Below are 13,524 nucleotides of genomic sequence, written 5' to 3'. Positions count from 1 at the left end.
GCGGCATCCGGGTTCAGGGCGCCAGTCTACCCGCCACCGGACGAATATTGAAGCTTTTTACGTATTACGTACTACGTAAATATATTTACACTATGCAAGATAAAATCAAGATTACGCGGATTATCTTGATTATGGGGCGGCGTAAGGGCGATACTCGGCCGCCAGGAGGCGGGGCGGCCCGCGAAACGGGGCATATCTCGGCCGCGGGCAGGAAACGCCGCGACACGGCGAGCGCGACAGAAGGGACGCAATGGCGATGAAAGACCAGGAAAAACAGCAGCTTGATCAGGATGGCGTGGGCCTCGCCCTGGCGCTGCCCGCGGAGTCGGCGGTCGCGCTGGGGCGCGTCCCGGCCGCGGCGACATCCCGGCCGCCGGCGGTGAGCGCGCACATCGAGGCCGCGAGCGACGCCGAGGCGGTGGCGAGGTGGCTCGCCGAGTACCGGGCGAGCCGGCAGACCCAACGCGCCTATCGGCGCGAGGCGGAGCGGCTGCTGCTGTGGCTTAGTGAGCAGGGCAAGGGGCTTGGCGAGCTGCGCCGCCAGGACCTGGACGCCTTCGAGGCCTTTCTGGCCGATCCGCGGCCGGCCGAGCGCTGGATCGGCCCGGTGCGCCCGCGGAAGGATCCGCGCTGGCGGCCCTTCCGTGGGCCGCTGTCCCCGGCGAGCCGCCGGCAGAGCCTGGTCATCCTGCAGGGCATGTACGCCTGGCTCGTGGAGGCGGGCTGGGTCGGCCACAATCCCTTTCGGCTGATGCGCGACAAGCGCCGCCGCCTGGACAACCGCCAGGGCGGCATCGAGCGCTACCTTGAGCGGCCGCTCTGGGACTGGTTCTGGGCCTGGCTCGACCGGCCGCTGCCGGCGGACGCCGCGCCGCGCCGGGTCTTCGAGCGGTCACGCCGCCGGCTGGTCTTCGGCTTCGCCTACCTGCTGGCCCCGCGCATCGGCGAGATGAGCGCGGCGCGCATGAACGACTTCGTGTGCCGCGAGGGACGCTGGTGGTGGCGGGTGGTCGGCAAGGGCGACAAGGCGGCACAGGTGCCGGTGCCGCCGGACATGCTGGCCCTGCTGGTGGCCTGGCGGGAGGCCCTGGGACTGCCGCCCCATCCCGCCTCCGATGACGACGGGCCGCTGCTCAGGGCGCTGGACGGCACACGAGGCCTGGGCGACAACCGCCTCTACCGGCTGATTCGCGACGCCTTCGGCGAGGCGGCCAACGCCCTGGAGGCCGAGCAGGGCGACGAGGCCCGCGACGCCGTGGTGCGCCTGCGCCAGGCCACGCCCCACTGGCTGCGCCATACGGCGCTGACCCACCAGGCCCAGGCCGGAGTGGAGCTTCGCTACCTGGCGGGCACCGCGCGCCACTCGCGGCTCGATACCACGGCGCGCTACCTGCACGCCGAGGACGAGGAGTGGCATCGCCAGCAGGCGCGCCACGGCCTCGGCGCCGGGAGCGACGAAGCAGCGCCTGACGACGGCGGAGGATCGAGATGGGGCGCGTGAGTCGGTATACTGAGGTCCACTGCCTCGAGGAGAGATCATGAGCACCGAGACCACCGCCGAACAGGCCCAGCAGGAGCTTCTCGACGAGTTCGAGATGTTCGACAACTGGATGGATCGCTATCAGTACATCATCGACATGGGCAAGCAGCTGCCGGCCTTTCCCGAGGAGTGGAAGGTCGAGGAGCTGAAGATCCAGGGCTGTCAGTCCAACGTCTGGATGCGCCACCGCCGCGAGGGTGAGACCCTGCACTTCGATGCGGTCTCCGACGCCGCCATCGTCTCCGGGCTGATCGCCGTGCTGATGCGCATCTACAATGACCGCCGCCCGGCGGACATCCGAGCCACCAGCCCGCACTTCCTCAAGGACCTGGGGCTCGACAAGCACCTCTCGCCGACCCGCAGCAACGGCCTCAACGCCATGCTGGAGCGCATCTACCGGGTGGCCGAGCAGGAAGCCGCCTGACAGGCGCTCGAGACCCGGCCGACGCGAAGGGCGGTGAAGGGCCGGGGAGGGCGGGCCGCCTTGCTTCGGCGCCCGGCGTCATGCGGCCTCCGGGGCGTGGCGCCGCCTCATCGCGACGCGTAAACTCCTCGCCCCTCCCCACCGTCGATGTTGCGCTGCCATGAAGATCAGCCCCCTGCCTCCCCTGAACAGCCTCGTGGCCTTCGAGTCGGCGGCCCGCCACCTCAGCTTCACGCTGGCGGCCGAGGAGCTCCATGTGACCCAGGGCGCGATCAGTCGCCAGATTCGCGGACTCGAGGACTATCTGGGCAAGCCGCTCTTCGAGCGCGCCAACCGCAGCGTCAAGCTGACCGCGGCGGGTCAGCGCTATGCCCAGACCATTCACCACTCGCTGAACGACATCGCGTCGATCACCGACGAGGTGCGCAGCTGGCAGGGAATGCACCAGCTCACCGTGGCCACCACCAGCGCCATGGCTTCGCTCTGGCTGCTGCCCAAGATCTCCGAGTTCCAGCGCGAGCACGACAACATCGAGCTGCGGATCGTCGCCATCGAGCAGCTCCGCGACCTGGCCCGCGTGGAGTGCGACGTCGCGCTCTTCTACTGCCGCACGCCCCCGCCCGCGATGCAGGCCACGACGCTCTTCCACGAGGAGGCCTTCCCAGTGTGCAGCCCCAGCTACCTGGAGAAGTACGGTCCCTTCTCCGGGCCTGAGGCGCTGCTCGACTGCACCCTGCTGTCGCTCGAGGATGCCGATCAGGACTGGATGAGCTGGAAGCAGTGGTTCACCGAGGTGGGCGTCGTCTCGCGTCCTCCGCGACGCCGGCTCAACATCAACAGCTATTCGATGCTTGTGCAGGCGGCGATGATGGACCAGGGCGTGGCGCTGGGCTGGAGCCAGCTGGTGGACGACTATCTGGAACGCGGCCAGCTGGTGCGGCCGGTGGAGACGTTGCTGCGCACCCCGGCGCGCTTTTGCCTGCTCGAGCGCGGCGAGGCGCCGTCGCAGCGTCGGGGGGTCAAGGCCTTCCGGGAGTGGCTGCTCGAGACCGTGCCCCGGGAAGTGGGGGACCTGGGCCTGAACTGAGGTCCCGATGCAGCGCCCGACAATGACGAGGCCCGGCAAGCGCCGGGCCTCTTGCGTTGCGCAGGGCGCGTCTCAGGCCTGCGCGACCGCCGCCTCGCGGCGCGTCGCGGCCGCCGGGGCGGCCTCGGCCTGGCCGCTGTGGTGATCGAGGTCCTCCGCCGCGGGCCGGACCTGGGCCGGCAGCATGGCCGCGGCGATGGGCTCCCGGCGCAGCGTGCGGTACAGGCTCAGGCTCATCATCAGGATGAACATCGCGATCGGCAGGCCGGCGATTATCGAGGCGGTCTGGATCGTCTTGAGCCCGCCGGCGTAGAGCAGGGCGCCGGCGATGCAGCCGATCACCAGGCCCCAGATCACCCGGATCGGCTGGGGCGGCTCCGGGCTGCCCATGCTGTCCAGGGTGCACAGTACCAGGGTGCCGGAGTCCGCCGACGTGATGAAGTAGGTCGCCAGCAGCAGCACCGCCATGATCGACAGCACGCTGCCCAGCAATCCCGGGTCCAGGGTGTCGAACAGCGTGAACAGCGCCAGTGTGGTGTCCTCCCTGGTCGCCTGAAGCACCGCGCCGCCGGCGAAGTCACCTCCCGCTACCGCCTCGCCGCTGGCCACTGCCTGCTCGTGCGCCTGGCGCGCCTGCTGCTCCTGGAACAGCGCGCTGCCGCCGAACACCGACATCCACACGAAGGTCACCAGGGTCGGCACCAGCAGGGCGCCGCCGATCAGCTCGCGGATGGTGCGTCCCCGGGAGATGCGGGCGATGAACATGCCGACGAAGGGCGCCCAGGTCATCCACCAGGGCCAGTAGAAGGCGGTCCACCAGTTCTGCCAGCCGCTGTCGGCGTTGGCGTCGCTCCACAGGCTCAGGCCGATCAGGTTGTCGGCATAGTCGCCGGTGCTCTGCAGCAGGGTGTTGAGGATGTAGCGGGTCGGCCCGATGGCCAGCACGATCGCGATGATCGCCACCGACAGCAGCATGTTCCACTCGGAGAGCCGACGGATGCCGCGACCCACGCCGGACATCACCGAGGCGATGGCGAACAGCGTGATCACCGCGATCATGGCCAGCTGGATGCCGATGCCATTGGATACCCCGAAGACGTTATGCAGCCCGCTGTTCATCTGGATCACGCCCAGCCCCAGCGACTGGGAGACGCCGAAGGCGGTGATCGCCACGGTGAGGATGTCGACGGTGTGGCCGATGGGGCCGTAGATGCGATCGCCGATGAAGGGGTAGAGGATCGAGCGCAGGGTCAGCGGCAGGCCCTTGCGGTAGGCGAAGTAGGCCAGCGCCAGGGCCACGATGATGAAGGTCGCCCAGGGGTGCAGGCCCCAGTGGAAGAAGGTCAGACGCATGGCCATGCTGGCCGAGGCAGCGTCCATCCCATCGCTGAAGGGATTGTCGGCGTAGTGCCACATCGGCTCGGCCACCGACCAGAAGACCAGGCCGATGCCCATGCCCCCCGAGAACAGCATGCTCACCCAGGAGACGAAGCTGAAGTCGGGGCGCTCGTCATCCTGGCCCAGCCGGATATGCCCGAAGCGACTGACCATCAGGTAGAGCAGGAAGGCCAGTACGCCGCTGACCACGGCGAGGTAGAACCACTTGGCGTTGTCGAGGACGGTCGTCGAGATGTCCTGGAAGATGGCGCCGGCCCGTTCGGCGAGCACGGCGCAGAAGATCACGAAGCCGATGACCAGCACCTTGGAGGCGATGGTCACCGTGGGGTTGAGGCCCTTGAAGAGGCCGCTTTCTGAGCGCATGGCGTCACTCTCGTTTGTTATTGATTCAGGGGAGGTCGGGAAGGGAGGGGTCACGAGGACCCGCCGAGAAGGGTGGGGACTTTGCGGGGCGTGGGCAACGCATGTTTTCTCATCGATCCATGACCCTTGCTCATTCGACGGCGGGCCGTGATGGCTCTGCTATCGTCGGATAAACAGGCGTTTAGATGGCCTAACTGGGATTAGTCCTTGGTCTAATCGATGATGATGGCTCATGGAATGATGCCGAATCATCGATTGTCGTGGCGCCGCGCCGCTCCCAGACTCGCTTCCACCAGCCGGAACCCCCGGTAGGGCCACAACAGATAATGACTCGCCCGTTGCCCGTGAGGAGGCCAAGATGACCCTGACCCCATCCCTGATTCCCGCCCGCCAGCTCGATGACGTGCTCGCGCCCATCGACCAGGCCACCGGCATGCCCAACGAGGCCTACGTCAGCGAGGCCTACTTCGCCGCCGAGCGCGACCGCGTGATGGCCGCCACCTGGGTGTGTGTCGGCTTCGCCAGCGACCTGATCAAGAACGGCTACGTCAAGCCGGTCGACTTCATGGGCCTGCCGCTTCTGATGATGCGCAACAAGGAGGGCGAGACCCAGGTCTTCCATAACGTCTGCAGCCACCGTGGCATGCAGCTGGTCGCCGAGGAGGGCGAGGTGCAGGGCGTGATCCGCTGCCCCTACCACTCCTGGACCTATGACCTGAACGGCAACCTGCGCGGCACGCCGCACATCGGTGGCGTCGGCCAGCACAAGGTCGACGGCTTCAAGTGCGAGAAGCATGGCCTCAAGCCCATTCGCAGCGCCGTGTGGATGGACATGGTGTTCGTCAATCTCGACGGCCAGGCGATCGAGTTCGCCGAGCACGTGGCGCCCCTGGAGAACCGCTGGCGCGACTTCATCGGCGCGGACGGCTTCGAGCTGCTGCGTCGCGTCAACATGGGCGGCAACCTCGAGATCACCGTCAACTGCAACTGGAAGCTGGCGGTGGAGAACTACTGCGAGAGCTACCACCTGCCGTGGGTGCATCCGAGCCTGAACACCTACTCGCGCCTCGAGGACCACTACAACATCCAGTTCGGCGAGCATTTCTCCGGGCAGGGCAGCCTGGCCTACCGCCTCTCCGACGTGGCCGGCACCCGCCTGCCCAAGTTCCCGTCCTGGCCGAAGGACAAGATGGAGCACGCAGAGTACGTCTCCTTCTTCCCCAACGTGCTGCTCGGCATCCAGGCCGACCACGCCTTCGCCATGATGCTCGAGCCGGTCTCCACCGGGCAGACCGTGGAGCACCTGCGCGTCTACTACGTCGGTGACGAGGCCACCCAGGACGCCTATGCGGCCTGCCGCACCTCCACCCTGGAGTCCTGGCGGGTGGTCTTCGGCGAGGACATCGCGGCCGTCGAGGGCATGCAGCGCGGCCGGCAGTCGCCGGGCTTTCAGGGCGGGGTCTTCTCGCCGGTGCTGGACCACCCGACCCACTTCTTCCACCAGTGGGTGGCACGCCGCGTGCGCGGCGACGCCGAGGCCGCCTGATCGCCCGATCCCTCGAGACTGGAGTCCCCCTGATGAGCACGCTCGACCGTTACTATAACTATATCGACGGCGCCTGGACGGGCGCCGAGACTTGGCTGATGGTCGCCGATCCGGCCACCGACGAGCCCTACGCCGAGATCGCCGAGGCCGGTCTCGCGGACGCCGACGCCGCCATGGCCGCGGCCCGGCGCTGCGTGGCGTCGGGTGTGCTGAGCGCGGTGCGCCCGGCAAGGCGGGTCACCTGGCTGCTGGCCATCGCCGAGGAGCTCAAGGCGCTGACCGAGGAGGCGGCCCTGGTGCTGTGCCGCGAGAACGGCAAGTCCCTGGAGGTGGCCCGCGGCGAGTTCGAGGAGGCGGCGCGCTACTTCGAGTACTACGCCGGCATGGCCGACAAGATCGAGGGCACCTCGATCCCGCTGGGCGACGACTACGTCGACTTCACCAGCCATGAACCCATGGGCGTCTCGGTGCAGATCGTGCCCTGGAACTTCCCTCCCTCGATCTGCGCCCGCTCCCTGGCGCCGGCGCTGGCCGCCGGCAACGCCGTGGTGATCAAGTCGCCGGAGATCTCCCCGCTGGCGATGACCTTCCTGATGACCGCCTGCGAGCGCGCCGGCCTGCCGAAGGGCGCGGTCAACCTGTTGTGCGGCAAGGGCTCGGTGGTCGGCGCCCACCTGGTCAAGCATCGCGAGGCCAACCAGATCGTCTTCACCGGGTCGGTGCCCACCGGCCAGCGCATCCTGCGCGATGCCGCCGAGCGCGCCACGCCGAGCGTCATGGAGCTGGGTGGCAAGTCCGCGGCCATCGTGCACGCCGATGCCGACATCGAGCAGCTGGTCGACAGCGTCAAGGCGGGCATCTTCTTCAATGCCGGCCAGGTCTGCTCCGCCATGTCCCGGCTGCTGGTGCATCGCTCGCGCTTCGATGAGGTGGTCGAGCGGCTGCGGGCGCTGGCCGAGGGACTCTCCATCGGGCCCGGCATCGCCAACCCGGACCTGACCCCGCTGGTCTCGCGCGCCCAGCTCGAGCAGGTCGAGGCCATGTGCCGTCGCGCCATCGAGGCCGGCGCCACCTGCGTGACCGGCGGCGAGCGGGTCTCGGGCACCCGCGGCTACTTCATGCAGCCGACGCTGTTCACCGATGTGGCCGTGGACAGCGAGATCTTCCAGGAGGAGGTCTTCGGCCCGGTGCTGGTGATCCATCCCTTCGATACCGAGGACGAGGCCGTCGAGCTCGCCAACGGCACCCCGTTCGGCCTGGTGGCCGGCGTCTTCGACACCTACCTCGACCGGGCCCTGCGCACCGCGCGGCGCCTGCGCGGCGGCCAGGTATTCATCAACGAGTGGTTCGCCGGCGGTGTGGAGACGCCCTTCGGCGGCGTGGGCCTCTCGGGCTTCGGCCGCGAGAAGGGCCAGGAAGCGCTCTACAGCTACGTCCAGACCCGCAACATCGCCGTGCGCATCAAGGGCGCGTGAAGGAGGTCCCGATGAAGAAATGGCTCTGCATCATCTGCGGCCTGATCTACGACGAGGCCGAAGGCTGGCCGAGCGACGGCATCCCCCCCGGCACCCGCTGGGAGGACGTGCCGGAGGACTGGCTGTGCCCGGACTGCGGGGTAGGCAAGGCGGATTTCGAGATGCTCGAGATCACCGATGACGCGCCGGCTGCGGCGGCGCCGGTGGCTCCGATGCCCCTGACCGATGCCGTGGCCGCCCCGGCGGCGACCGCCGCCGCGCCGCGGTCCGCGACCCCGGCCGGCCCGCTGGTGATCATCGGCAGCGGCCATGCCGGCTACGGGCTGGCCGAGGCGGTGCGGGCCCGGGACCCGGAGCGCGAGATCCACGTGGTCACCGCCGACGACGGCGGCCTCTACGCCAAGCCGGCGCTCTCCAACGCCTTCGCGCTCGGCAAGGACGCCGACGCCCTGCTCGATGAGTCGGCGCTGGCCCTCGAGAAGCGCCTCGACCTTCGCGTGCACGCCTTCTGCCCGGTGGAGCGCATCGACGCCGAGGCGAAGCGCCTGCATACCCGGCTGGGCGCGCTGGACTACGGCCAGCTGGTGCTGGCCACCGGAGCGAGCCCGATCCGCATCCCGGTGGAAGGCGAGGCGGGGGCGCTGCTCTCGGTCAACGACCGCGGCGACTATGGCGAGATGCGCCGGCGCCTCGACGCCCTGGGCCGCAGGGCGCGAGTGGTGATCATCGGCGACGGTCTGATCGGCTGCGAATTCGCCAACGACCTGGCCCAGGCCGGCCACCGGATCGAGGTGGTGGGTTTGGCCGAGCGGCCGCTACCGCGGCTGCTCCCCGAGGCGGGAAGCCGAGTGGTGCGCGAGGCGCTCGCGGCGCTGGGCGTGGGCTGGCACCTCTCCCGTTCGGTGGCCAGCGTCGCCGCGGAGGAGGGCGGCTACCGGCTGACCCTGACCGACGGCAGCAGGCTCGAGGCGGATCTCGTGGTCAGCGCCGTGGGCCTCACCCCCAATGTCGAGCTGGCCCGGGCGGCCGGGGTCGACTGCGGGCGCGGCATCCGGGTGGACGGGTATCTCGCCACCTCGCTGCCGGACGTCTATGCCCTGGGCGATGCCGTGGAGATCGACGGCCAGCTGCTGCCCTATCTGGCGCCGATCAACGCCGGGCTGCGCGCCCTGTCGGCGACGCTGACCGGTACGCCGACGGCGGTCAGCTATCCGGTGATGCCGGTGATGGTGAAGACACCGGCGGCCCCCGTCTGCGCGGTGGTGCCCCCGGCCGAGGTGGCGGTGACGTGGCACGTCACCGCTACCGCCGACGGCATCGAGGCCGGCGCCTATGACGCCGGTGGCCGGCTGCTGGGCGTCGCCCTGGTGGGCGAGGCGGCCATGGCCCGGCGCAGCGACTGGGTCAAGGCTTGCGGCCACGCCCAGGCCGCCTGAGGCCCGACGACAACTGCCTGCGCTCGATCATATGGCGTGAAAAAGTGCATGACGACACGCGGAGCCCGACGGGCGCCGCCTTCTACCGAACCGCCGGCCTGGCCGGCGATGACGTCGCGCCCCGGCGCGGCGGAGGTCCAGGATGTCACAAGCAACCCTTCCCCGTGACGACAAGTGCAACGGCTGGTACCAGCTGCTCGACGCCCCGGCCCCGGCGCGTCGCCTCAATTCAAGCGAGAGCGCCGACTGGCTGGTGATCGGTGCCGGCTTCACCGGCCTGGCCGCGGCCCGGCGCGTCGCCGAGCTGCGCCCTCATGATCGCGTCGTGCTGCTGGAGGCCCTGCGGGTCGGCCAGGGCGCCTCGGGGCGCAATACCGGCTTCGTCATCGACCTGCCCCACAAGCGCGACCTCGAGGGCGACGACCTGGCCCACAAGCAGAAGGTGCTGTCGCTCAACCGCGCCGCGGTGGACGACCTGGAGACCCTGGTGCGGCGCCACCGCATCGACTGCGGCTGGTCCCGAGCCGGCAAGTACCAGGGCGCCGTGGGCGAGCGGGGGCTCCAGTACCTCGACCACTACGAGACCCTGCTCAAGGAGTTCGACTATCCCTACCGGCGCCTGGCGCGCGATGAGCTGGCGCCGATCCTCGGCACCCGCCACTACGCGGGGGCCATCTACACGGCCAATACCGCGCTGATGCAGCCCGCCGCCCTGGTGCGTGGCCTCGGCGAGACTCTGCCGGGAAATGTCGAACTCTACGAGCATACCCCGGTCGTGACACTGGCCCGATCGGCGGGACAGTGGTGTGCCACCACGCCGGAGGGCGAGGTGCGCGCCACCAGACTGCTGCTGGGCTCCAACATCTATGCCCGGGAGTTCGGCTTCCTCAAGCATCGCATGTTGCCGGTGATGACCTTCGCCAGCATGACTTGCGCGCTGAACGACGAGGAGATGGCGCTGTTCTCTACCGCGCCCCATCACTTCGGCCTGACGCCCGCCGATCATGCCGGCACCACGGTCAGGCTGACCCCGGACCGGCGGCTGATCATCCGCAACCAGTACCGCTTCGTGCCCCGTTACCACGACGACCTGGCCGAGCGGACGCGGATCCGGAAGGGGCATCGCGACTCCTTCGAGGCCCGCTACCCGTCGCTGGCCCATGTCCCCTTCGAGGCGACCTGGGGCGGAGCCTGCGGGCTGTCCCGCAACTACACCGCCTTCTTCGGCAGGGTCGGCGACGCTGCCTGGATGTCCGGCGTGCACCAGAGCGTCGGTGCGGCGCGGGGCACCATCTCCGGCAAGCTGCTGGCGGAGCTGGCCACCGGCGAGGACTCCGACCAGCTGGCCGACATGCTGGCGATCTCCGGACGGCCGGCGATCAATCCGCCGGAGCCTTTCCTGAGCCTCGGGGTGAAGGCGCGCATGAAACAGGCGGCCTGGGCCAGCCGCAGCGAGATGTAGGACCAACCCGAGCGGAGCGGGATGAGTCCCGCCCGCGCCGGCCCGAGCGAAATTTCGACATCTGATATGAACAGGACGTTATCGTGAGCGATACCCCCGTACGCGCCATCAAGTTCGATCATCGCGAGACACCGTTCCGGCATCGCGGCGGGCCGCCCGGCCATGCCGAGATCGGCCGCACCGTGGATACCACGCTTAGTGCCACCATGGGCGCCGGGTTCGCCCGCTGGGAAGGGGCCGAGGTGGCCTGGACGGTGCTCTACGACGAGGTGATCTTCGTGATCGAGGGCGAGCTTCGGGTCACCGCCGCCGGGGAGAGCCATCGCGTCACCCCCGGCCAGATGCTGTGGATCCCCGAGGGCACCGAATTGATCTACGCCGGCCAGGCGCTGTTCGGCTATGCGCTCTATCCGGGCAACTGGAAGGAGAGCCTGCAGGAGGTCAGGGGGCAGGACGCGGTGTAGCGGGTCAGCGGGGATCCTGCGACCTGTGAGGCGGGCGGCAGCGGAACTGCTCGTCGAGCTCCGGGTCCTCGCGGCACAGCCGCTCGCTTGGCCCGCCCGGCACCGGATCGATGCCGCCGGCGGCGCCGGGATGGCAGCGCGCGATGCGCTTCACGCCCAGCCAGCCGCCGCGCAGCGGGCCGTGCACCTTCAGCGCCTCCGCCGTGTAGGCCGAGCAGCTCGGCCAGTAGCGGCAGCGCGGGCCGAGCAGCGGGCTGAGCGTGACCTGGTAGAGCCTCACCAGGGTGATCAAGAGCCCGCCCAGCGCGCGTGACAGCAGGGCCGCGAGGCGCCTCACCGCTCGGCCCTTCTCATCTCAGCGCTTCTTGTCTCAGCACTTCTCGTCTCAACGCTTGGCATAGAGGGTGTCGGGGTCGATCAGCGGATCGCTGTCGACGCGCGCCTCGCCGTTTTCGAGCGCCACGTAGAAGCAGCTGCGCCGCCCGCTGTGGCAGGCCGGCCCGGTCTGGTCCACCTGCAGCAGCAGGGTGTCGCCGTCGCAGTCCAGGGCGGCGGCCTTGAGGTGCTGCTGCTGGCCGGAGCTTTCGCCCTTACGCCACAGCTTGCCTCGGGAGCGCGACCAGTAGCAGACCCGGCCGGTGCGCAGGGTCTCGTCCAGGGCCTCGCGGTTCATCCACGCCATCATCAGCACCTCGCCGCTGTCGTGCTGCTGGGCGATGGCGGGAATCAGGCCGTCGGCATTGAAGCCCACGGCGTCGAGGATCTCGGCCAGGGGGCGGCGGCTGTCGCGAGGGGCCCGCTCGAGGGCCTTGAAGGTCGTGCTCATGGGGACTCCGCGGAAACGGCGTGGGAGAGGCTCTGCCGGCAGGCGTCGCACTGGCCCAGCAGCTCGATGGTCTGGCGCTGGACCTCGAAGCCGAGCTCCCGGGCGCGTCGTGTCAGGTGATCGTTGACCTCGTCCAGATGGAGCTCCTCGACGCGGCCGCAGTGGCGGCAGATCAGCAGCTGGAAACCGTGGGCGTGCTCCGGGCAGGGGCAGGCCACGTAGGCGTTGAGCGACTCGATGCGGTGCACCAGTCCCTGGTCGATCAGGAACTCGAGGGCCCGGTAGACGGTGGGCGGACGCGCCGCCGCGTGTTCGGCCGCCAGTCGGTCGAGCAGCTCGTAGGCCTTGAGTCCGCCGCGGGTGGTAGCGATCAGTTCCAGCACGCGGCGGCGGATCGGCGTGAAGCGTGCGCCGCGCTGCTGGCACTGCTGCTCGGCCTGGCGGATCATGTCGCGTGGGTCGGTCATGGCACCCGGGGCGGTGGCTGGAGGAAGCGCATATTCTACGCGGCCGCCCGGTGAGGGGCCAGCCGGCGCCTCAGGCCGTCTCGCGAAGCTCGCTCGAGCGGGCGAAGTGGTGCTGCGAGAAGACGACGCGCTCCTCGGGGGACACGCCGTCAGGCTGGCGTTCGATCAGGTCGAGCCGAGAGCGTAGCCCCTCGCCGTTGGCCATCTGGATCGCCAGGCCCGGCCGGGCGTTGAGCTCCAGCAGCATGGGGCCGTGGGCGCGATCGAGCACCATGTCGGTGCCGAGATACCCCAGGCCCGTCATCTCGTAGCAGCCGGCGGCGAGCATCAGCAGGGTCTCCCAGCCGGGGATGTGCAGGCTGGCGAGCTCGTGGCCGGTGTCAGGGTGGTCGTGACGGGTGCGGTCGAACTGCACGCCGCGAATCGCCGTGCCGCTGGCGATGTCGATGCCCACCCCCACGGCGCCCTGGTGCAGGTTGGCCTTGCCGTCCGAGGCCGCCGTCGAGAGGCGCATCATCGCCATCACCGGGTAGCCCTTGAAGACGATGACCCGGATGTCGGGCACCCCCTCGTAGGTGTACTCGGCGAAGGAGTCGTCGAAGTTGATCAGCGCCTCGACCAGCGCCACGTCGGGCGAGCCGCCCAGCGAATAGAGCCCCGAGAGGATGTTGGAGACGTGGCGCTCCACGTCCTCGAGGCTCAGCCGGGCGCCGCTCGGCTTGATGTAGCGGTCGCCCTCGACCCGCTCGATGACCAGGATGCCCTTGCCGCCGCTGCCCTTGGCCGGCTTGATCACGAAGCCCGAGTGGCCGGCGAGCATCTGGCGGATGTGCTTGACGCCGAACTGGGTGGTCACGGTGCCGATCAGGGCCGGCGTGGTGATGCCGTACTTCTGGGCCAGCAGCTTGGTCTTGAGCTTGTCATCCACCAATGGGTAGAGCCGCCGGTTGTTGTAGCGGCCGATGTAGCGGATGTTGCGCCGGTTCATGCCGATGATGTCCTTGGCACGCAGGCGCGCGGGGGTCGTCCACATGCC

The 13,524-nt window shown here is 69.2% G+C and carries 13 protein-coding genes and 1 pseudogene; 9 read left to right on the top strand and 5 right to left on the bottom strand.

The window, feature by feature from the left end; translation table 11 throughout:
* The first annotated feature begins 256 nt into the window (after positions 1-256).
* The 3 genes from C9F13_RS00560 to gcvA all read left to right on the top strand — a co-directional run bounded on the left by C9F13_RS00560 (position 257) and on the right by gcvA (position 3,051).
* A complete protein-coding gene (locus C9F13_RS00560; RefSeq protein ID WP_108444304.1) occupies positions 257-1,501 on the top strand; it encodes a tyrosine-type recombinase/integrase in 1,245 nt (414 codons plus the stop codon).
* Positions 1,502-1,538: 37 nt separating this feature from the next.
* The gene (locus C9F13_RS00555) at positions 1,539-1,964 is read left to right on the top strand and encodes a SufE family protein (protein ID WP_108444303.1); all 426 of its coding nucleotides are present in this window, start codon (positions 1,539-1,541) and stop codon (positions 1,962-1,964) included.
* A 160-nt stretch (positions 1,965-2,124) separates the two neighbouring features.
* Positions 2,125-3,051, top strand: a complete 927-nt coding sequence (gene gcvA, locus C9F13_RS00550) for a transcriptional regulator GcvA (protein WP_108444302.1) — start codon at positions 2,125-2,127, stop codon at positions 3,049-3,051.
* A 72-nt stretch (positions 3,052-3,123) separates the two neighbouring features.
* On the opposite strand, the gene C9F13_RS00545 is transcribed toward gcvA, so the two are convergent.
* Positions 3,124-4,812, bottom strand: coding sequence for a BCCT family transporter (locus tag C9F13_RS00545; RefSeq protein ID WP_108444301.1), 1,689 nt, complete (start codon positions 4,810-4,812; stop codon positions 3,124-3,126).
* 358 nt (positions 4,813-5,170) lie between these two features.
* Here C9F13_RS00545 and C9F13_RS00540 point away from each other — a divergent pair, with 358 nt between their 5' ends.
* The 6 genes and pseudogenes from C9F13_RS00540 (at position 5,171) to C9F13_RS00520 (ending at position 11,195) form a co-directional block, all read left to right on the top strand.
* On the top strand, positions 5,171-6,358 hold the full coding sequence (locus tag C9F13_RS00540; RefSeq protein ID WP_108444300.1) for an aromatic ring-hydroxylating oxygenase subunit alpha: 1,188 nt from the start codon (positions 5,171-5,173) through the stop codon (positions 6,356-6,358).
* A 32-nt stretch (positions 6,359-6,390) separates the two neighbouring features.
* The gene (locus tag C9F13_RS00535) at positions 6,391-7,833 is read left to right on the top strand and encodes an aldehyde dehydrogenase family protein (RefSeq protein WP_108444299.1); all 1,443 of its coding nucleotides are present in this window, start codon (positions 6,391-6,393) and stop codon (positions 7,831-7,833) included.
* Positions 7,834-7,844: 11 nt separating this feature from the next.
* A pseudogene (locus tag C9F13_RS17650) lies at positions 7,845-8,006 on the top strand (rubredoxin); the annotation flags it as partial.
* Positions 7,995-9,269 (top strand): NAD(P)/FAD-dependent oxidoreductase, encoded by a 1,275-nt coding sequence (locus C9F13_RS00530; protein ID WP_342747778.1) that lies wholly within the window; start codon positions 7,995-7,997, stop codon positions 9,267-9,269. The pseudogene C9F13_RS17650 and the gene C9F13_RS00530, both read left to right, overlap by 12 nt.
* A gap of 142 nt (positions 9,270-9,411) precedes the next feature.
* Entirely contained in the window at positions 9,412-10,731 is a 1,320-nt protein-coding gene (locus tag C9F13_RS00525; RefSeq protein ID WP_245888668.1) for an NAD(P)/FAD-dependent oxidoreductase, read from the top strand.
* Positions 10,732-10,814: 83 nt separating this feature from the next.
* Entirely contained in the window at positions 10,815-11,195 is a 381-nt protein-coding gene (locus C9F13_RS00520) for a cupin domain-containing protein (RefSeq protein WP_108444297.1), read from the top strand.
* 4 nt (positions 11,196-11,199) lie between these two features.
* Here the strand turns inward: C9F13_RS00520 and yidD are convergent, their stop codons facing one another.
* From yidD to C9F13_RS00500, 4 genes are all read right to left on the bottom strand, one after another.
* On the bottom strand, positions 11,200-11,532 hold the full coding sequence (gene yidD / locus C9F13_RS00515) for a membrane protein insertion efficiency factor YidD (RefSeq protein ID WP_108444296.1): 333 nt from the start codon (positions 11,530-11,532) through the stop codon (positions 11,200-11,202).
* A 48-nt stretch (positions 11,533-11,580) separates the two neighbouring features.
* Complete coding sequence (gene hisI, locus C9F13_RS00510; protein ID WP_108444295.1) at positions 11,581-12,021, bottom strand: phosphoribosyl-AMP cyclohydrolase; 441 nt, start codon at positions 12,019-12,021, stop codon at positions 11,581-11,583.
* On the bottom strand, positions 12,018-12,488 hold the full coding sequence (locus C9F13_RS00505) for a Fur family transcriptional regulator (RefSeq protein WP_108444294.1): 471 nt from the start codon (positions 12,486-12,488) through the stop codon (positions 12,018-12,020). The genes hisI and C9F13_RS00505 overlap by 4 nt, the downstream gene beginning before the upstream one ends.
* Positions 12,489-12,558: 70 nt before the next feature.
* A complete protein-coding gene (locus tag C9F13_RS00500) occupies positions 12,559-13,521 on the bottom strand; it encodes an alpha-L-glutamate ligase-like protein (RefSeq protein WP_108444293.1) in 963 nt (320 codons plus the stop codon).
* Between the last annotated feature and the right edge of the window lie 3 nt (positions 13,522-13,524).

The organism is Halomonas denitrificans (assembly GCF_003056305.1).
GTDB classification, from domain to species: Bacteria; Pseudomonadota; Gammaproteobacteria; order Pseudomonadales; family Halomonadaceae; genus Halomonas; species Halomonas denitrificans.
Note: the sequence above shows the minus strand (reverse complement) of the source record. Positions and strands in the feature narration are given on the sequence as shown.